At 53.5% G+C, this 19,791-nt stretch carries 18 protein-coding genes; 2 read left to right on the top strand and 16 right to left on the bottom strand.

The genetic code is table 11. From position 1 onward, the window contains the following. Window positions 1–17: 17 nt before the first annotated feature. The 8 genes from yhbY to BMY11_RS06130 all read right to left on the bottom strand — a co-directional run bounded on the left by yhbY (window position 18) and on the right by BMY11_RS06130 (window position 8,463). Window positions 18–308 carry a ribosome assembly RNA-binding protein YhbY gene (gene yhbY, locus BMY11_RS06165; RefSeq protein ID WP_090573628.1) on the bottom strand — a complete coding sequence of 97 codons (291 nt, stop codon included), beginning with the start codon at window positions 306–308 and terminating at the stop codon, window positions 18–20. 24 nt (window positions 309–332) lie between these two features. Next, complete coding sequence (gene aroE, locus BMY11_RS06160; protein WP_090573627.1) at window positions 333–1,199, bottom strand: shikimate dehydrogenase; 867 nt, start codon at window positions 1,197–1,199, stop codon at window positions 333–335. 47 nt (window positions 1,200–1,246) lie between these two features. Then, window positions 1,247–2,368, bottom strand: a complete 1,122-nt coding sequence (gene yqeH, locus BMY11_RS06155; RefSeq protein WP_090573626.1) for a ribosome biogenesis GTPase YqeH — start codon at window positions 2,366–2,368, stop codon at window positions 1,247–1,249. Then, window positions 2,365–2,895, bottom strand: coding sequence for a YqeG family HAD IIIA-type phosphatase (locus tag BMY11_RS06150; RefSeq protein ID WP_090573625.1), 531 nt, complete (start codon window positions 2,893–2,895; stop codon window positions 2,365–2,367). The genes yqeH and BMY11_RS06150 overlap by 4 nt, the downstream gene beginning before the upstream one ends. 116 nt (window positions 2,896–3,011) lie before the next feature. Beyond that, entirely contained in the window at window positions 3,012–5,252 is a 2,241-nt protein-coding gene (locus BMY11_RS06145) for a DUF4129 domain-containing transglutaminase family protein (RefSeq protein WP_090573624.1), read from the bottom strand. Next, window positions 5,249–6,502 carry a DUF58 domain-containing protein gene (locus BMY11_RS06140; protein WP_090573623.1) on the bottom strand — a complete coding sequence of 418 codons (1,254 nt, stop codon included), beginning with the start codon at window positions 6,500–6,502 and terminating at the stop codon, window positions 5,249–5,251. The genes BMY11_RS06145 and BMY11_RS06140 overlap by 4 nt, the downstream gene beginning before the upstream one ends. A 5-nt stretch (window positions 6,503–6,507) precedes the next feature. After that, window positions 6,508–7,464, bottom strand: a complete 957-nt coding sequence (locus BMY11_RS06135; protein WP_090573622.1) for an AAA family ATPase — start codon at window positions 7,462–7,464, stop codon at window positions 6,508–6,510. 135 nt (window positions 7,465–7,599) lie between these two features. Beyond that, window positions 7,600–8,463 (bottom strand): endonuclease/exonuclease/phosphatase family protein, encoded by an 864-nt coding sequence (locus BMY11_RS06130; protein ID WP_090573621.1) that lies wholly within the window; start codon window positions 8,461–8,463, stop codon window positions 7,600–7,602. A gap of 76 nt (window positions 8,464–8,539) precedes the next feature. On the opposite strand from BMY11_RS06130, the gene BMY11_RS06125 reads away from it, so the two are divergent. Next, window positions 8,540–9,592 (top strand): hypothetical protein, encoded by a 1,053-nt coding sequence (locus tag BMY11_RS06125; RefSeq protein WP_090573620.1) that lies wholly within the window; start codon window positions 8,540–8,542, stop codon window positions 9,590–9,592. Between the two features lie 25 nt (window positions 9,593–9,617). Here BMY11_RS06125 and spoVAE read toward each other — a convergent pair whose 3' ends face one another. The 4 genes from spoVAE to BMY11_RS06105 form a co-directional block, all read right to left on the bottom strand. Continuing rightward, complete coding sequence (spoVAE, locus tag BMY11_RS06120; protein ID WP_090573619.1) at window positions 9,618–9,968, bottom strand: stage V sporulation protein AE; 351 nt, start codon at window positions 9,966–9,968, stop codon at window positions 9,618–9,620. Between the two features lie 24 nt (window positions 9,969–9,992). Further along, window positions 9,993–11,009 carry a stage V sporulation protein AD gene (spoVAD, locus tag BMY11_RS06115; RefSeq protein WP_090573618.1) on the bottom strand — a complete coding sequence of 339 codons (1,017 nt, stop codon included), beginning with the start codon at window positions 11,007–11,009 and terminating at the stop codon, window positions 9,993–9,995. Window positions 11,010–11,011: 2 nt separating this feature from the next. Continuing rightward, on the bottom strand, window positions 11,012–11,470 hold the full coding sequence (gene spoVAC / locus BMY11_RS06110) for a stage V sporulation protein AC (protein WP_256217373.1): 459 nt from the start codon (window positions 11,468–11,470) through the stop codon (window positions 11,012–11,014). Window positions 11,471–11,843: 373 nt separating this feature from the next. Then, a complete protein-coding gene (locus BMY11_RS06105) occupies window positions 11,844–12,995 on the bottom strand; it encodes a LacI family DNA-binding transcriptional regulator (RefSeq protein ID WP_143069220.1) in 1,152 nt (383 codons plus the stop codon). Between the two features lie 146 nt (window positions 12,996–13,141). On the opposite strand from BMY11_RS06105, the gene BMY11_RS06100 reads away from it, so the two are divergent. After that, complete coding sequence (locus BMY11_RS06100; protein ID WP_090573615.1) at window positions 13,142–16,291, top strand: alpha-amylase family protein; 3,150 nt, start codon at window positions 13,142–13,144, stop codon at window positions 16,289–16,291. Window positions 16,292–16,379: 88 nt separating this feature from the next. On the opposite strand, the gene BMY11_RS06095 is transcribed toward BMY11_RS06100, so the two are convergent. The 4 genes from BMY11_RS06095 to BMY11_RS06080 all read right to left on the bottom strand — a co-directional run bounded on the left by BMY11_RS06095 (window position 16,380) and on the right by BMY11_RS06080 (window position 19,652). Continuing rightward, on the bottom strand, window positions 16,380–16,952 hold the full coding sequence (locus BMY11_RS06095) for a nitroreductase family protein (RefSeq protein ID WP_090573614.1): 573 nt from the start codon (window positions 16,950–16,952) through the stop codon (window positions 16,380–16,382). 66 nt (window positions 16,953–17,018) lie between these two features. After that, the gene (locus BMY11_RS06090; RefSeq protein ID WP_090573613.1) at window positions 17,019–17,885 is read right to left on the bottom strand and encodes a formylglycine-generating enzyme family protein; all 867 of its coding nucleotides are present in this window, start codon (window positions 17,883–17,885) and stop codon (window positions 17,019–17,021) included. Between the two features lie 84 nt (window positions 17,886–17,969). Continuing rightward, entirely contained in the window at window positions 17,970–18,608 is a 639-nt protein-coding gene (locus BMY11_RS06085; protein WP_090573612.1) for a glycoside hydrolase family 11 protein, read from the bottom strand. 204 nt (window positions 18,609–18,812) lie between these two features. Next, complete coding sequence (locus BMY11_RS06080; protein ID WP_090573611.1) at window positions 18,813–19,652, bottom strand: sugar phosphate isomerase/epimerase family protein; 840 nt, start codon at window positions 19,650–19,652, stop codon at window positions 18,813–18,815. Window positions 19,653–19,791 lie beyond the last annotated feature (139 nt).

Genomic DNA, 19,791 nt, shown 5'->3' with positions numbered 1-19,791 from the left:
CTGTTGATTCGGTGTTCTTACGGCAGTTCAATCGTTTTATGATCTTTACTCTCTTTGTAGAGGACAATTGTTTTACCGATCACTTGAACAAGCTCGGATCCGGATTCTGCTGCAACCCACTCGCCTACTTCTTTTGGGTCTTCGATGCTGTTGTTGAGCACAGAAATTTTGATCAGCTCGCGCGTTTCGATCGCTTCTTCGATATGGCGGATCAGATTCTCGTTCTTGCCTTCTTTGCCCACTTGGAAAATCGGGTTCAAATGGTGCGCCAGTGAGCGCAGATGACTCTTTTGTTTACCTGTTAGCATGTGAAATTTCCTTCTCTCGTCAATTTAGCTTTTGGACTGCTGCAGCGCTTCAAGCACTGTCTCTCGCATCGCTTCTACCGGTGCAGGCTGTCCCGTCCAATATTCAAAGGCATAAGCGCCTTGATAAATAAACATTCCAAGTCCGCCGTGAATCCGGCAGCCTCGCTCTTGTGCTTCCGTGAGGAAACGCGTTGTAAGCGGGTTATAGATAAGATCGCTCGCTACCGTGTCCGGCTTCAGCCACGAGCTGTCAATCGGCGTCTCCTCCACATTCGGGAACATGCCGAGCGATGTTGTATTAATAATAATATCACTATGCCCGCAAGCCGCTTGCAGTTCATCCTGGCCGATAGCCCTGATTACAGGAACAAGTCCACGGAAGGCGGCAGCCAGCTCTTCTGCGCGGGCAACTGTACGGTTCGAGATCGTAATGGACGCGACACCTTCGCGAGCTAGCGCATAGAGAATGCCTCTTGTCGCTCCGCCGGCGCCGATGATGAGCACATGAGAGCCTGCAAGATCAGACTTCGCTTCTTCTTTAAGCGACCGGACATAGCCGATGCCGTCTGTATTGTAGCCTTTCAAGTGACCGTCCGTGTTCACGATCGTGTTGACTGCTCCAATCACTTGCGCGCTTTCGTCGATTTCGTCCAGCAGCGGCATAATGTCGAGCTTATGCGGAATGGTGACGTTCACGCCGCGGATGCCCATCGCACGGACGCCAGCTACGAAATCACCAAGCCGATCAGCAGTTATATGAAAAGCGGTGTAGATCCCATTAATCCCGCGTTCCCGGAACGCCCGGTTCATCATAATCGGCGATTTGGAATGCCGAATCGGATCGCCGATGACGCTGAATAACACCGTATGGCTGTCTACCTTGTTGCCCATCCTTTACGTTCACTCTCCCTTAAACATATGGATGATCTTTTCTCCGATTAAATCAGTGCATCGCGCATTAACACTCGAATGCCCTTCGGCACATGAATGTCGATGAGTGCGCCGCTTGCGCCGTTCACGTGGATCCAACCAAGGCCGGAGATGAACAAGTCGGTCTCTGCATTTGGGCGTACTGTCAGACGGTGACGCGTCCACGCCGGCATCTCTTCCAGTTGCTCCTTCGATGGAGGCGCCAGCAGCTCGCCTTTATGATCGGCGTACAGCTCATCCGCTCGCTCCAGCTTCGTCCGGTGCACCTGCAATGCATTGGACACATACAGGGTGAACGATTGACGATCCCCTTCGATAAAATCAAACCGCGCAAGCGCGCCGACAAACAGCGTCTGACCGCTGTTCAGCTGATACACGAGCGACTTGATCGGCTTATCCGGCAGTAATGCGCCTAGCACATCGCGCGGAACGATCTCCGTCATCCGATGTGAGTAGACGATCCCCGGCGTATCAATAATATCTTTGCCGTCATCAAGCGGAATGTGTACCGCATCAAGCGTCGTTCCCGGGTAACGCGACGTCGTCAGCTCACGCTCCAAGTCGCTGTAGTCGCGAATAAGGCGATTGATTAGCGTCGACTTGCCGACATTCGTCGCACCGACGACATACACATCGCGGTCGCCGCGGTGTTCGCCGATGGCCTCAATTACACGCTCGAAGCCGATATTGCGTTTCGCCGAGCAGAGCACAATATCGACGACGCGCAAGCCTTGCGCCTTCGTCTGCTTCTGCACCCAGTTCAGCAGCCGGTTCGGGTTAATGCCCTTCGGCAACAGATCGATCTTGTTCACGACAAGCAGCACCGGATTGTTGCCTACGAAGCGCTGCAAGCCGGAGATCAGGCTGCCTTCGAAGTCGAACAAATCGACAATATGGACGACTAGGCTGTTCGTCGCGGCAATGCCGCCGAGCAGCTTCAGGAAGTCGTCCTGATCGATGGCGACCGAAGCCGCTTCGTTATAGTTTTTAATACGGAAGCAACGCTGGCAAATCGCCGGCTCCTTCGCAAGCGCCGCTTGCGGGATGTAACCGGGCTTGTCCACCGACTCCGTCTGCAGCTTGATGCCGCAGCCCGCACACGAGGTCCCTTGTTCTAGCTGATTGGTCATGATCTTCTTTGTTCCTCCTCGGGCCACAGCCCTTTTTTGCGGAGACTTCTTAGGGCAATCTTCTCCAGCATACGGTTAAATTTCGTCATAATGCCCTCTTCATGAGGTGCAATCGGCGCGACGAGAATGGTGAACAGCCCCATCCGTCTACCCCCGAGCACATCAGTCATCATTTGATCGCCGATGACGGCTGTCTTCTCAGCCGGCAGCTCAAGCACTTCAAGCGCCCGATGAAAAGCTCGGTTCGCCGGCTTGCGTGCCGCATGAACATACTTAATATTTAGCGGGTCAGCGAATTTGGACACACGCGTCCGATTATTATTCGAGACAATGACAACTTTAAAGCCGAGATCGCGCACATCATCAAGCCATTTCACAAGCTCCGGCGTGGCGAGTGGCACTCTCGCTCCTACAAGCGTATTGTCAAGATCTGTAATAATACCGCGAATTCCTTGGTCTTTTAACTTATGCAAATCGATATCATAAATGGTATTGACGCGCATTTGCGGCAACAGCCGTTCAAACATAGTTTCGACTCCCCTGCTATCGCTATCACGCAAACTATACCATAATTAATGAATTTGTTGCAAAGAAAGCCAGCGTAGATGCAAGGCACACCTACGCTGGCTCCTTCAGACAATCGTTACCCTAAATGTTCACGGATTTTTTTCATCGTAACCGACACTTGATCAAGCTCAGCCTGTGTCACCTGACTACTGCTGTACATCGCCTTCTCGAAGGCGTGCTGCACTTCGCGGAATTGCGGCTGCAAGGATGATAGCCGAACTGACCAGCGGCCCATCGTTTCGCGTACCGTGTCGTTTTCGTTATAATCCAGCCCCTTCTTCCGGCAGAACCGGATGAGACGATTCGTCTCACGTACAACACGTTCATTAACCGTGCCGGACCTGCCTTTGAACCATTGTCTGATCAGCGAAAGGAAGCGGTACCTGAGAATAATGAAGAGTAGAATGAGTACGAGCGACGTAAGTGCCGTCGTCCAGATGATCCATGGTTGCAGCTGATAGCCCCTAGGCGATTCGGTTTGAGGAATGGATTCCGGTTCTACGTCCGGCGCAAGAACTGGCTCTGGCGCTGGTTTGTCCTTCGGCAGTGCATAAGGGTAAGCAAAACCTGACGTTGCTTCGAACGGCAGCCAACCATATCCGTTAAAATAAATCTCAACCCAAGAGTGCGCATCTGCGTTACGTACCGTATACGTGCCCGCACCGCTAGGATTTGTTTCGACACCGGTCATGCCTTGCTGCTGCAGCATATCAGCCTCATTCGGGATCGAGCCGGGGGAATAGCCCTTCACCCAGCGGGAAGGTATCCCGATCTCACGTGCCATTACAGCAAGCGCGGTGGAGAAATAATCGCAGTAGCCTTCGCGAACCTCGAACAAGAAGGAATCGACGAAATCCTCGCTCACCCGCTTCGTAACATCCGGCGTATTCGTATAGTTGTACGTCGTCTGTAAATAGGCGACGAGCAGCTGCATTTTGTCGTATGGCGTTGCGCCTGTCTTCGTAATCGCCTCGGTAAGCGCCTTGACGCGCTCCGGTATGGTAGGAGGTAGCTCCAGATACATCGGATCGATGTCTGTGCTCTTCTGAACAGCCGCACCAGTTCGCAGCTTCTCTTCATCAAGGATCGGCACTTTCGACTTAATCGTATATTTCTTCGGATAAGTGGCCGCGCCAAACTTCATCAGACGCAGCTCCCACGCTTGCGAGAACCAGCTTAAACCTGGCAAACTGGTCTTTCCGTCTACCGAGACGACGGAAGAGATCGGCCCCGCGCCGAACAGAACCGGATACTTCGTCTTGCTAATCATTTCCACCGTCTGCTCTACGAGTTCGGTTCCCGTTTTCGCTTCCGTGTACAGCGCTTTAAATGACTGGCCGCTAGCAACGGGGCCGTTGCCCTTCTCCAGCTTCTCCGGCACAGCCTCTAACCAGCCGTTTCTGTTATAATACGATCTCGTTTCCCCTCGCCAATAACTCTTCTGTGAGGTTGTCACCATCATGACAGGCGTATAATCGAACTCAAATCCGCCGCCTAGCGACGCATCGCTTCGGCTGTAACCGGACTGGCTGTTGTTGCTGTCCTTCGATGCGGGTATTGTGATAGCTTTGTCGCCTATGAAGGAAGGCACCGTCTCGTTGCGCGCTTCTTTCCACGCCGTGTAAGGGTCGGTCAGTATCGGATTGATCGCCGGTACGAACAGCCCTGCGCCCATGACGAGCATAATGATAATCGAGATTGGCAGGAAAAGGCTCAGCGGATATTCGAGCAGCTGCGACCAATTCTCGGGATGCCGCTTCTGAAAGCTGGCAAAGTGGCTCGCAACGAGCCAGCCAAGCCCAATGAATACGATCCAAGCGATCTCATCCCACAAATGAATGGGTGTGAATAAGGAATCCGCTGTTGCCAGTGATAGTACAGCAGCGAGAATGACAAATATAATAAAGAGCCGTTTATGGCGCAGAAGCACGATGCCGTGGAAAACCACCCATACCCCAAGACTGATCCAAATGAAAGGCTGGAGCTGATCGAGCTGCGTACCAAGCCAGTTCATCCAATCCAGCAGCTTCCTCTTCTCACCGGTGAAAGGGATCCATGTATACCCCGAGTAAACGGCGTTAAGCAACACAATGATGAAGAGCTGAATCGAGCCCGACCAAATCTTGGACGAGATCAGCAGATTGGCAGCGACGGCGGCGAACAGTACGCCGTTTACAATCGTAAACGTCTCTTCCCACCAATAATCGCCTAGACATCGGATCCATTCATAGATCAGTAGGGCGGATAACACAGCCGACAGCTTGCGATACACATCAGCAGACAACCATTTGAACGCTGCACGACTTACTGCTGTCATCCTTTACCACCCTCCAATACGTCCGGCAGTTCTTGCAGTGTACTAATCATATGGACCGCAATGCCGTTTCGGCGCAGCAGCCGCATCCACTCGCCGGTGCGGATATCACTGACATTGTTCCGCTCAGTGCCCCCCGGCTTCAAATGCACGAGCACCGGTACAACTCCAGTCCGGTTCAGCCATTCCATGGCGCGAACCGTGTCTTCGCCAGTCTGCGGGCTGACGACAACGACGAACGAGCCCGCCTGCGTAATCGCACTGGATTGGCGCAGCGCACGGTAAAGCGGCTGATCGCCGTCCGCCTGTACGCGAACGAGATGCTTCATCATTAGCTCCCGCTGATCGGGCGAAGCCGTTGGCGCGAAGCCATCGGTCCGCGAGCCGATCGAGACGAGGCCGACAGCCGTTCCTCGGCGGAAGCCGAATTCGAGCATCGAGGCTGCTGTAGATACAGCAAGCTCGAATTGCTCCGGCTTCTCATAGGCGCCTACGTACCGGTCAAGCACAACAATCGTTCGAGGCAGCGACTCACGCTCAAATTCCTTAGACTTCCATTGCCCGGTCTTGGCAGTCGCATTCCAATGGATGCGTGACAGCCGATCGCCGTAGATATACTCGCGAACGCCGTTAATTTGCGTTGTTTCTTTAGCTGCAAGCCGCGACGCGGATGTGGAATACGGACCTTTGGCACCGCGTTTCAGTTGCTTCCATTGCCGAATCGCTACCGTACGCGGATAGACGCTGAACGGTACAGACGACTCGAAGCTGCCCTTGTGCTCGAACAAGCCGAAGATGTCGCGAGTCGAGCATTCCGTCGATTCGAACCGATACACTCCGCGTTCCAGCGGCGGTGTTGTGTAACTAATGGAACCGGCTCTGCGGTAACTCGGCACGAAGGACGCTTCGAATGGCACGGTTTTGCCGCTATGCGAGGTGAGACGGTCGCGAACGAGCACGTAGGGAATAGGCCAAACGCCTGGAATTTGGACGGATATTTGCACATCAAGCCGCGAACCTGCCGACAGGGACTGCTCGGCAATCGAAGCTGTCCCACTCCCAAGCTTGCGGATACCGGTCACCCCCGCGATGCCGCTCCATCTGCCGAACACCAAATAAATGAGAAGCACATTGAAGATACAGAACAGCATGAATGAGGTTTTCCCGCCTTGAAAGAGCAGGAACAAGAGTGAGGTAATATAGACAAGGCCGATTAACCGCCATCTGAGCAACGTCGCTTTAGCCGTAAGCATAGCATTTAACGCTCCATGCGGACTGGCACTTGCGTATCGCGGACGACAGCCCGGACGACATCCTCTGTCGACAATCCGTTCATGCGAGACTCGGTATGCAAAATCATTCGGTGCGCCAGAACAGTGGAAGCCAGCTGCTTCACGTCGTCTGGAATGACATAATCACGCTCTTGCAGGAAGGCGTTCGCCTTCGCCGCTGCCGTGAGTGAGATCGCTGCGCGCGGACTTGCGCCGAGCTGTACGCCGCTGTGCGTCCGTGTGCCGCGGATAATACGTATAATATAATCAGCAACCGCTTCATCAAGGTGAACGCTTTTGGCGGCTTCCATCATTTGCGCGACCTGCTCAATGGAAATCACAGCCTCAAGCTTATCGGCTGGCGACGACGCATTCGGTGAAATAATCATCTGTCGCTCTGTTGCTGCATCCGGATAACCAAGTGAAATCTTCATCATAAACCGGTCGAGCTGCGCCTCTGGCAGCGTATACGTACCATCGAATTCGATAGGGTTCTGCGTCGCGATTAAAGTAAAAGGAATCGGCAGCTCATAGGAATCGCCGTCTACCGTCACATGGCGCTCTTCCATCGCTTCGAGCAGCGCGGATTGCGTCTTCGTCGTGGCACGGTTAATCTCGTCGACAAGGAGTAAATTCGCCATGACCGGGCCAGGCCGGAAAATAAAGGCTTCATTCTTCGGATGATAGATGGCAACGCCAGTAATATCGGTTGGGAGCAGATCGGGATTACATTGAATCCGGCGGAATTGGCCGCCAATCGTACGAGCAAGCGCTTTCACAAGCTGCGTCTTGCCAGTGCCTGGAACATCCTCGATCAGAACGTGACCGCCTGCAAACAAGGCGGTTAGCAGCAATTCGATTTCGGCTTCTTTACCCAGGATGCAGCTGGCGAGGTTGCGGCGAATTTCAGTAGATAAGCGATAGTTGGCTGTTCGATTGTCCATGACAATCCCTCCCGGATGGTAGTGGTAGAATCAAGCTTCATGTTCTATTATTTTACAGAATATACAACTGCACGTATAGCCGTATATCCGCCAAAAAAAATTGGAGAATCCCACAGGGACGCTCCAATAAAGTGACTATAGCGGTTTAATCTGGAAAGTAGACATGACCGCGGCATGGTCAGACGGCCACTCGTTCTGTTCATGACTGCCGAAGCCCTGCGGTTCACCGTGCACGACGACTTCGGAAGCTGTTACAACTACCCTGCTTCCGTGGTAATAGAGAAAGTCAATTCGGTCTTGCGGCTCGAACGGATTGTCGCCCCAAGGATGTTCAGGCGTATGCACCGTCGACCATGTGTGGCCCGGCGTCGCTGCTGGGTCGGGATGAATAACACGGTACGAATCGTGGAATCCCGCTTCCTCCACTATACGGCTGACCGGCCATTCAATGATATAATCGTTATGCGCCGCTTGCGTTACTTCCGTCCAATCCAGATGCGACGGAGCGTTGAAATCGCCCATGAGGAACAGCGGCGTGTCCGATGCCACAAGCGGCTCAAGTGCCTTCAGCACGGCTGCAATCTCTTTGCCGCGAACTTCCGTCTCCATCGCGATAATCTCTTCAGCGGACTTCCCATCGAAGAGCGCCCAGTATGGCCCATACGGATCATAATAGAGGTGCGTGCTTACCGCGATGACGCGCTGGCCGGAAGGAAGCTCGATATGAGCTGCGACAGCGCTTACTTCTTCAAGATAGAACGACTCCACAATCGGAAATTTGCTAATGATGCTGCAATTGCCGCAGCCTTCGTTATTTTGGCAGAAGTGCCAGCCTAGCTGCTTCGCAACTGCCTCCGCAGGGTCCGGCGTTTCCTGGAAGCCGACGATATCGGCGCCAGAGAACGATACAGCCCGAGCTAGCTTGGGAACACCTTCATGGACAGCTTCTCCGCCGAGCCATGTGTTAAGCGTCATGATTTTAACCTGATCCATCATCATCGTGCTCCTATCATACGAATGTACTTGCCACTAGTATAATGACAAGCCTATTGTGCCGTAAAGGGGAGATAGATGCATGAAAGTTGGAATTGCACGACAAATAGCTTCTGAGTGGTTTCATACTCATGCCAGTACAGCCCCGGAATTCATAGGCGCTTATTTCAGCGGCTCAACCGTCGAAATGCCAGATGACGCCTTGCTGCCCGCAGCCTCCGACATCGATCTCATCGTAGTGACGGAAGAGGCAGAGCCTCCGCTCAAGCTTGGCAAATTCATCTCTAACGGTGCGCTTCTCGAAGTGACCTACCTCGCCTGGCGCCAGCTCTCCTCCTATGAGGAGGTACTGACCAACTATCATCTGGCAGGCAGTTTCCGAGTGAACACCATCATCGCCGATCCAAGCGGTAACCTGCGTGAATTGCAAAAACAAGTAGCCTCCAGGTTCGCAGATGAGTACTGGGTACGAAAGCGGTGCGAGGATGTCCTCAGCAAGATCAGGAATGGTCTGCAGCAAAATCTCCCCTCGTCCGCTCCCCTTGAGACTCGTGTGAATAGTTGGTTATTTCCGACAGGAGTAATGACGCATCTGCTGCTAGTGGCTGCACTTCGCAATCCGACCGTGCGTTGCCGCTATGCTGCTGTCCGTGAAGTGTTGGAGACAAATGATTGTTTGAGCGTTCATGAGGAGCTACTCGCTCTATTAGGATGCGGGCAGCTGTCTGCCGCGCGTATCCAACAGCATGTCTTAGCGCTCGCCGACACCTTCGACATCGCAGCATCCATTGCGAAGACGCCTTTCTTCTTCAGCAGCGATATTACGCCAGCATCCCGCCATATTGCAATTGATGGCTCGCTCGAGCTCATAGAGTCCGGCTTGCACCGCGAAGCCGTGTTCTGGATTGCTGCTACCTTTGCTCGCTGCCATGCGATACTAAGCGCCGATGCACCTCAGGAGCTGCTGCAGCGGTGTTTGCCAGCTTTCGAAGCGCTGCTAGCTGATCTTGGCGCTCGTACAGACGTAGAGCGTCGAAGCCGCGCTGATGCTGCGCTTAGGTATTTGCCCAAGCTGCAAAGGACGGCGGAGCGCATCATGACTGCAATAAAAAAGACACCGGGGCAGCAGTTGTAGCTCGCTTGCTCCAGTGTCTTCATGATCAGCCCTTCGGTCTTACGGCGACTGACGCCAAGAAGGAGAATATTATCGCAGCGGAGATACCCGCGCTCGTAATGCTGAAGATCCCTGTTATGATCCCGATCCACCCGTCTTTCTGCAGCTCGGTCAGTGCCCCGTGCACAAGCGCATTGCCAAAGCTCGTAATCGGCACGGTCGCCCCCGCCCCGGCAAACTTGATCAGCGGATCGTAGACTCCGACTCCATCAAGCACCGCCCCAATCACGACAAGTGTTGCCATCGTGTGCGCTGGGGTTAGCTTGAGCACGTCGAACATTAGCTGTCCGATGACACATATTCCGCCACCGACGATAAATGCCCACAAATAAATCATCGCTCTTATGCTCCTTTCCTACGCTTATCCATGCAATGGGCTCTCCAATGCGACGGCATGCGCGATGCATGGAATCGACTCGCCTTGCTGGAATGACAGCGGAGAGAGCAGCGCACCGGTCGCGCAGACAAGTATCCGCTTCAGCTCTCCTTGCTTCAACCGCTTGAGCAGATGGCCGTAAGTGACGACAGCCGAGCAGCCGCAGCCGCTCCCGCCCGCTTGTACCTTCTGCTTTGCCACATCATAGATCATCAAGCCACAATCGCCGAACACGGTGTCCTCCATCGGCACGCCGTCTCGGTGAAGCAGATCTTTTGCAATCGCATGCCCTACTGTCGCGAGGTCTCCTGTTACAATGAGGTCGTAATCGCCCGGAGTCCTGCCTGTATCGTTAAAATGCATCGTCAGCGTATCGACCGCCGCCGGCGCCATCGCTGCCCCCATATTAAACGGGTCGGTGATGCCTAGATCGACGATCTTGCCAATTGTCGCACATTCAACGATTGGCCCGTCACCATCAGCGGCGACGACGACCGCACCGGCTCCAGTAACGGTATACTGCGCTGTCGGCGGCTTCTGCGAGCCATATTCGGTCGGATAGCGGAACTGCTTCTCTGCGGTGCAGTTATGACTGCATGTGCCCGCAAGCACATAATCGCCAGACTTGGAATTGACGATCAACGATGCGATCGCAAGCGACTCCATCGACGTGGAGCACGCGCCGAAGACGCCGAGATACGGCGCCCCGATCGTGCGGGCGGCGAAGCTGTTGCTGATGATCTGATTCATGAGATCACCGCCAACGTAGAACTGCAGCTGTTGCTTGTTCACTTTGGCATATTGGAGTGCCATTTCCGACGCCTGCTCTAGTAGGAGCCGTTCCGCCTTTTCCCAGCTTTTCTGCTGCATATCCAGTTCAGGATGGACAAGGTCAAAGTCCGCTGCGAGCGGTCCTTCCCCTTCATCCGGACCTACGACTGTCGCTGCGCCGATAATGACCGGACGCTGCTCGAACCACCATGTTTGTTTGCCGCGCAGCATCTTTAGTGTCCTCCCATTCCGATACCAAACACAAAGTAGACGATACCTACAAAAAATGCTGCGACGACGCCAAATACGATAACCGAGCCAGCAAGTTTGAACATGTTCGCGCCTACGCCGAGCACGAGCCCTTCACTGCGATGCTCAAGAGCTGCGGAGCACATCGAATTGGCAAAGCCCGTTACAGGCACCGCCGTCCCTGCCCCCGCCCACTGGGCGATCTTATCGTAGACGCCGAAGCAGGTCAGAATGACAGAGAGTAGAATAAGCACAGCAACGGTAGGGTTGCTCGCTTCCTGTCGAGTCATATTCATCCCGTACATGAACACTTCCTGTATGGCTTGTCCAAGCACGCACAGCAGCCCGCCAACGAGAAACGCTCTCACGCAATTGGCTAAAATCGAGCGGCTGGGCTCTCGTGATTTTGCGAAATTTTGATACTCTTTAGGTGACATCGTCATCTTCTTATATTTGTTCGTGCCTGCGCTCTTAGTTGCGATGATGTACGCCTCCTCTTGGATTGTCTTCATGGAGTATGCGTCGATTCCGGCACAATTATGCCATTGTTAGGAAGGCGCAGCCAAGCATGACAAATAAACCTCTGGCAGCTGCTGCCGAAGGTTTATTCGGTTTGACATTTATGGCAGCATTGCAACGACGAGCAGAACGACAAGGAGGACGAAAATAACAAGCGCCAGTAGCATAAAAACGCCACGGGCCGATTGTACATTCAGCATAGGAGAAGCTCCTCTCAGACAGGTAGGCTCTTGTGCTATCCTATGCGGGCTTGTGCGGAATTGAGATTGTCCTGTTGGAATTTGCTCGGTCCTATCACTAGCCGGATTCCCTGACCACTAGCTGTGCTCGGAGAATGATTTTCTCAGGCAAGCTTGATGGCTGCTTTAGCTTCCGGGCGAATGCTTCAACGGCTCTGATGCCGAGCCATTCCTTCGCCAGATCGACCGTTGTGAGCGGCACAACCGCGGACAAGCTTGGCGCTGTATTATCAATGCCGACAACGCGCACCTGTTCTTGCAGTCCACGCTGCCTTAGCAGCTGCAGTAAGTGCAGCGCAATGTCATCATTAGCGCAAATGAAACCGTCCGGCAGCTCCACTGAGGAAGCCGAAGCCGCCGCGTCAAGTCGCCGCTCCAGTGCGGTCTCCCATCCTCTAGAGAGAGGAACGCTATCTCCACCGTAGGGGACTGTCCATTTCTTGAGCTGGAAGCTCTCGCTGCGGGCAGCCGCTCTTGCTTCATCCATCGCGAGACGGCAGCCCCACCACCGTTCCTTGAAGCTGACGGCGAAGCTGTCGCGTCCAATAAACGCAAGCGAGCGGCAGCCTTGCGACAGCAGATGATGACAGGCCATCCGTCCCGCTTCTGTGTTCGCATGAAGCACCGCATCCGCTCCGATCATCGGCTCTTCGTGGTCTACGAGAACGATCGGCTGACCGAGCCGATTCAAGGCGAGCAATGTGCTGAGCGGACATTTGCCGGCAATAATAAAACCAGCTGTGTGGGCGGGGAGACGATCTTCTGACGTAGGCCATGAGCTGGGCTCCTCTTGACCGAAGGTGAAAAACTCTGGCAGAAAGCCCTGCATCCGGCAGCCTGCTTCCAGCCCCTCCTTCACACGCAGCCAGAAATACGGCTCCTGCTCATGACGGATGTCGAGACCGATGTAGATGATGGGAAGCGGCGCTTCGGGTTCGGGTCCGGCTGCAGTTCCAGGTCCAGTTCCTGCTTCAACACCTGCTCCGTGTATAGCATCAGCATCACCTTGATCTTCTGCCCCAGTGTCTGAAGCAGCCTGACCCTTGCCCGAACTTGTCCGAATGGTATAGCCTAGCGCAGCGGCGAGCGCCAGCACTTCTCTACGTGTCGCAGCGCTTACTCCCGGCTTGCCAGCGAGCGCTTGCGATACGGTATATTTGGATACGCCGAGCCGGTCGGCGATTTGCTGCATCGATATTTTGCGAGCCATTGTCTCCCCCTTCTTCCTCATGCTGCTTAAACGCTTGACTTTCTACTATTTTATCTCTAAAGTGTGCCTCAAATAAAGCAATCATGTACCTAACAAACCTAACAAAATACAATTCATATTCATGACGAGAGGCTGTGGCAAAACGAATGAGCAATTTGGTACTGTTTTATGATGAGAACTTCCCCTACGCAGGTGAACGTCCCGATGCCGGTGTGCTTGCACGTTTAAGCGAAACCTTCCGCATTGTCGGTGCTGGCGAATTGGCTTCACAGCTGCAGGATGCCGCAGTTTATGTGCATTTGCACGGCTCTTACTTTCCGAAGGACGCATGGCCGGCGGTTATGGCTCATGTGAACGCAGGCAAAGGCCTAATCACAGCAGGCGGCGCTCCATTCAAGACGCCAGTTTACAACAATGGCAGCGAGTGGATTGCTGAGCCGAACCAAACGGCTTACCATCAGCAGCTGCATATTAATGAAGCGCTCGTGGTCTCTGAGAACGGCGTGAGCAGCTTGCAGCATCTGCGCGACATTCCGCTCTTCGCAGGCTATGAATCGCTATTTACAATTGAACCGACGTTCGGACTCGCGCTGCATATAACGCATGCTGACGACTGTCCTGGCGAAGGCGGAACGTCAGGTCCGATTGACGCCCATATCTATCCGCTCCTGCGCGGCATTAGCGGTGACGGGCTCGCACGCGAGCTGTCTGCGCCAGCAGTGCTGCTCGAGCACACGAAAGGCGCATTCAGCGGCGGACGCTGGATGCTGATTAACCAACCACTGCGCAGTGCATTCTGGTCAGGCTCCGGCGCAGAAGCGCTCGCGAAATGGGCAACGTTTACGGCACAAGGCGTAACCGAGCTATGGCTGAAGCCAAATTACGGCTCCTATGAGCTTGGTGAACGACCTGTGTTCATGCTCCAAGGCCAACAGCTGCTAACATCTCGCAGCGGCGAGAAGAGCGCTTGGTCGTTCAAGCTGCGCGTGCTGAGGTCAAACAGCAGCACCGTTAGCGAGCCTGCTCCGAACTTTATCTATAATGAAGCCGACTTCACAGAAGTATGGCGTTCAGAGGTTGAACTAAACATCAGCCGCGAGCTGACCATTCAGCGTCTTGTTGCACCGCAGCCGGTTGATGCTGGTTTCTATGTCGTTGAGTGTGTGGCAACTGCCGCTTCCGGTGAACAGCGTCTGCTCCGTCAAGGCTTCTGGGGCATGGATCAAGAGCTTCTCACTTCGGGCGAAATGATTACATGTGACCGCGATTACTTCTGGAAAAACGGTCGTCCGCTTCCAATTGTCGGCATGACCTATATGACGAGCGATGTTGCGCGTAAATACCTGTTCCTCCCGAATGCAGCCGTATGGGATCGCGATATGGCGCAGATGAAACGCGCTGGCATCAACTCGATTCGGACCGGAATTTGGACAGCGTTTCGCTATGTCATGTACGTCGACGGGCATCCGTACGAGGAAGTGCTTCGCGCCATCGATGCGTTCTTCCTCACTGCGAAGCGCCATGATCTCGAGGTGACGTTCAACTTCTTCGCATTCACACCGGAAGCTTGGGAAGGCGTCAATCCATATTTGGACCCGCGCAGCGTAGAAGCGCAGAAGCGTTTCATCGCCGCAATCGTATCCAGACATGCCGATTCGAAGCATGTACATTGGGACTTGATCAACGAGCCGTCGATGTTCGATCCGAAGCGGATCTTCAGCGGTCCGCGCTCTGCGCAGGACAAGTTCGAGAAAGCACACTATATGAAATGGCTGCAGCAGCGTCACAGCTCGATCCGCGAGCTGCAAGAGCGCTGGAACATGACGCCTGCCGAGCTGCCTTCCTTCGAAGCGGTGAAGCTTCCGGAAGCGGACGAGATCAGCTTCGGCACGACGCAAGTCTCGGTGAAACGCGGCGCTCCTTGGCTTGATTACACGCTGTTCACAATGGATATGCATAACCTGTGGGCTTCGCAGCTCATTGAGACGATCCGTTCCATCCAGCCGAAGCAGCTTGTTACGGTTGGTCAAGACGAAGGACTTGGCGCACAGCGCCCATCACCGTTCTTCTATGCCGAAGAGGTCGACTATACAACGGTTCACTCGTGGTGGCTCATGGACGATCTCGTGTGGGATGGCATCTTCGCCAAAGCGCCGAATAAGCCGAACCTCATTCAGGAAACAGGCATTATGCACGTAGAAACACCAGACGGTCGCTCCAAGCGGAGCGAGGAAGAGCTGCGCAACATCCTTGAGCGCAAGTATGCTTATGCATTCTCGACAGGCGGCGCTGGTGCGGTGCAATGGATATGGAACATCAATTTCTATATGAACAACATCAATGAATCACACATCGGCGCACTTCGCGCAGACGGCACTGAGAAGCCGGAAGCAAACGTATCGTATGATTTCGGCGCTTTCATGGGCCAAATCCGCGACCTGTTCATTGGCCGCAAGCTGGAAGATGTTGCAGTTATCTTCCCTTACTCCAACGACTTCTCGAATCGCAAGCTCGCGTATGCGGCTACGACTCGCGCCATTCGGACGCTCTCGTACACGATGAATGTCCACGCCTTCGGCCTTGGCGAGTATCATCTTGAGGCGCTCGCAGAGACGAAGCCGAAGCTCATCATCGTGCCGAGCGCACATAACTTCAGCAGCGAAGCGCTCGAGACACTTACTTCGCATGTGAAGACGCATGGCGGTACTCTGCTGTTCACTGGCCCGCTTGGCCTTGATGAGTACTGGCGTCCAGTTAGCGGACGCCTCGCTGAAGTCGGCGAGCACAGCGTGAGTAACCTGCTTCGCGAGGAGCTGCTTGAGCTGGACGGCAAGCTGCTGCCGGTATCGTTCGGCGGCGCACGCATCGCCGATAGCAACAAAGGCGTGCTTGCCGAATCGGGTAGCGGCGCTGCGAAGCTGACCGAAGTTGCGCTAGGTGCAGGACGCTTGCTCTGGTGCCCGCTGCCTCTTGAGCTGAACGAACGCCTCACACCGCTGCAAGCAGTATATGAAGCGGCGCTGCAGCAAGCTGGCGTTGAAACGGAGCTGGATTGGCTGCACGGCGGCGAGCTCCCTGGCGTTTACGGGCGCAAGCTTGCTTTCAACTCCGGCTCGCTGTACATCTTCGTCTCCGAATTCGGCTGCGACACGGCGATCGAAATCCGCGATCCGAAGACGGGCAAACAATACGCGTTCACGCTGCCGCAAGAGCGCACAGTAATGTTCGCTGCTGACGCGAATGGCGAGCTGCTCGCTATATACCGTCCGCACGAAGTTGCAATTGAAGTGAAATAATAGCAAAGAGGCAAGCATCCGGCTCCAGTAGAGCCGATTGCTTGCCTCTTTTTTCGCGCATGCTGCATGTTGCACGCAGCACGCTCGCCTAAGCGTCAATCCACGTCGTTTTGCTCGCTGCATCTGACCGCTTGCCTTGCGTCGGTGTCATATCTGGCGCGCCGAGATAGATGAAACCTAGCATTTTATCCTGTGGACGAAGGTCAAATGCCTCATTCATATAGGGATGGTAGCACGGCTCACCTGTACGCCATACAGCGCCGAGGCCAAGTGCATGCGTTGTGAGCAGCATGTTCTGGATCGCTGCGTGAACAGCGCCGATTTCTTCTATCTCGAGGATGTCGTGGCGATCTGATGGAGCTGCTGCCACAGCAATGATTACCGGCGAGCGGAGCGCTTTCTTCCGCGCACCTTCCGCTTTCTCCGCGTGCTCAGGAGAATTGGGATCTTCTACGCCTGCTAGCGCTATCCGCGCGAGTGCATCGCCAAGCTTGCTGCGTCCCTCACCGCTAAGCACGAAGAAACGCCATGGCTCGGTCAGCCGGTGGTTCGGCGCCCATACAGCCGATTCGATAATTTGCTCGAGAGTCTCTTTTGCAATTGGCTCCTGCGTTACTTTACCAATACTTCTTCTTGTGCGAATCGCTTCTTGTATATTCATAATCGTCCTCCGCTTTGAGAATTATTATCATAGATTAATAGTACCACAACTTGGCCAAAAAAGTGATCAGCTAGTGCCACGGATCACTCGGAAGCCTTGATCAGGACCATAGCCATTCGCTTCAAACTTTCCCCTAAAGGACGGCTCGTCATTCGTAATGTCACCGATCCAGCCGCCGCCTTTTACAACTCGGTAGGAGCCTCCCGTATTATCCATGCTCTCGTCTCCGTACCAGTTCCAGCACCATTCTCTTACATTTCCTGACATATCATAAAGACCTAACTCATTCGGTTTCTTGAGCCCGATCGATTTGGTTTGATTGTGGTTATTCTCGATAATTGGCCAATTCCACGTGCCTGACAGCAATTTATCGCCTGCGTTGCGCCAATACCATGCGACATCGTCTGCACGATTGCTCCCGCTGTAGATGTAATTTTGGCTGAACTGACCTCCGCCTGCAGCATACTCCCACTCTGCTTCGGTTGGTAGCCTGTAACCGTTTGCTCCCTCATTGACCGTTACGATCCATTTTACATGATCTTGCTCGCTCTTATTATTCGGATCTATCGTATTCTTATCAATATTGTAAAAGGCAGCTAAGCCTTCTTTCTCACTTCTAGCATTACAATACTCAATCGCATCATACCAGCTGATCGTCTCAACCGGCTGCTTGTTGCTCTTGTATTCCGAAGGATTGCCTCCCATCACCTCGATCCACTCTTGCTGAGAAACCTCGTATTTGCCCATATAAAAGTCAGGTATCGTCACACTTTTTCCATAATAGTTAGAATGCGTATTGATAAAATTACCGCCTTTAACAAGCACAAAGCTATCATTCCCCGCAGGGCTAACATTGTTCGCAGGCTCTCCTTGCCCACAAGCGCTGACAACGCCTGTTATTGCTAGTAGAAGGCCGAATAATAGCTTTCTCATCGATAAGCTCTCCTTTGAAATTGAAGGCCGGCTAGCCGGATGACCAGACCAGGCGGCCCTTAACCTATTAATAGACTTGTCTAGCTACCATACCGTTACGTTCGAGCTGCCGCTCGATTGATAGCCTTCTGTCGCAAAAATCTGATAGGCCCAGCTGCTGCCGAGATTCATGCCTTTGCTCTTCCATGCATTCACGTGGTTGTTGAACGTAATCGCGACGTTGCTTCCCGTTGGCCTCTTCGACTGTCTTACGCTCCAGAACTGAGTGAATGTCTGTGTGCCGTCAATGGAAGGCGCATTCGTTCTCGTCGTTGTATAGATATCATATGTACCGCCATCGCTTGTCACAGTGCCTTTGAACGTGCCAGTCGGTCTATACGTGCCCCATGTATCTACGACGTAATATTCGATGAGTGAGTTGCGAGTCCAGCCATAGAGTGACAAATAACCGTTGCCTGATGGCGACCATACACCTGCATTGTAATTGATTGTCCGCGTTGCCGAACCGGTATTCCAGCCTTTGCCGACTACGAAGTTGCCGCTGTTTGTCCAGTTTACGCTGTAATTGCCGCCAGACCCGTTCGTCGCATTAACGGTACCGCCGCCATCCGTCCAGTTCTGCCAGTAGTCCGTTGCTGCTGCATCGGAAGTAGCTGCGAACATGCCTAAGCTCATCGAAGCTGCAACGATGGTTAAGCCGATTTTACGATTCCATTTCACCATAAGAAAAACCTCCTGATAAATGAATTTGGATTGGCCTTACATAAGAAAATTATAGAAAGTAAGCGCATACAAGAGCAACGGAGTAAACTATAGAAGAATCCCGACATTATTAAGAAAGCGCATATCATTTTGAAAATAATCATCGGTTAAATAAAAAAATCCCGCAGAACCGATTATCAATCGGTCCTACGGGATGATCTCTTACTATGCCAGCCCAGCAGCTGTATACACTTTATCATAACCGGCTTTGGAGCGTGCAAGCAGCTCTTCCGGCGAACCCACTGGCGGTTCAGATGATAGAATCTCTTGCGTCACCGAGCCTTTGTAGCCGATACTGTTCAGCGCGGCCAAGAAGCCTGCCAGGTCGATAACACCTTCACCTGGATATATTCTGCCGTTGTCGAGTGCCGCTTCAAAAGGCACATCCGGTGCGTCATTAATGTGGACGTGCGCGATCTGCTCCGGCTTCAGCGCTTCGATGCCTGCAATCGTATGACCGTTCGTGTACCAGTGGTACGAATCGAGCAGCAATCCGACATTTGGCTCGCCAATCGCGGCGATCCAGTCCAACGTCTCGTCCATTGACCAGAGGAACGGATTCGCCCATAACGTGCGAAGGTGATGCGGCCCAACGAATTCGAGGCCAAGGCTGATGCCGTAAGCGCCGAGAATTTGCGCGCAAGTGCGCAATCTGCGAGTCGCTATGACAGCAAAATGCGCTGCTTTATAATCCGTCGCTGGCAACACATACGTGCAGCATACCTTGCTGCCGAGCGCTGCTGCTGCTGCTGCATCGTCAGCGAGCTTCGCCAGCCCTTCACGGAACTTCTCTTCCGTGCTGCGCCATTCCACAGACAGGCCGATCGCGCCAACGCTTACTCCACTCTTCTTCAGCAGCTCTTGAGCGCCTTCCAAGCCATTGCGCTCAATTAATCCGCGAGCATCAATGTCAACCGTTTGAAAACCGTATTGCTGCGCGAGCGCAATCATTTGCTCGTCGCTGCCGATATTGCCTAGCCCTGCACGACTTAGTCCTCTTAACATCTCTTTGGTCGCCTCCAGTAACTAATAATATAGCCAGGTGGATCACACCTGAGCTGAAACGCTTTCAATTCGGCTTGCCCACTACTGCATACAAGTCTATGATAAAGTAGTAGATAGAAAAATGCCCCACTCATATTTC

Origin of the sequence: Paenibacillus sp. OV219, from assembly GCF_900110075.1 — a bacterium.
In the GTDB taxonomy this organism is placed as follows: Bacteria; Bacillota; Bacilli; order Paenibacillales; family Paenibacillaceae; genus Paenibacillus_Z.
This window is presented reverse-complemented; position numbering and strand designations above follow the sequence as displayed.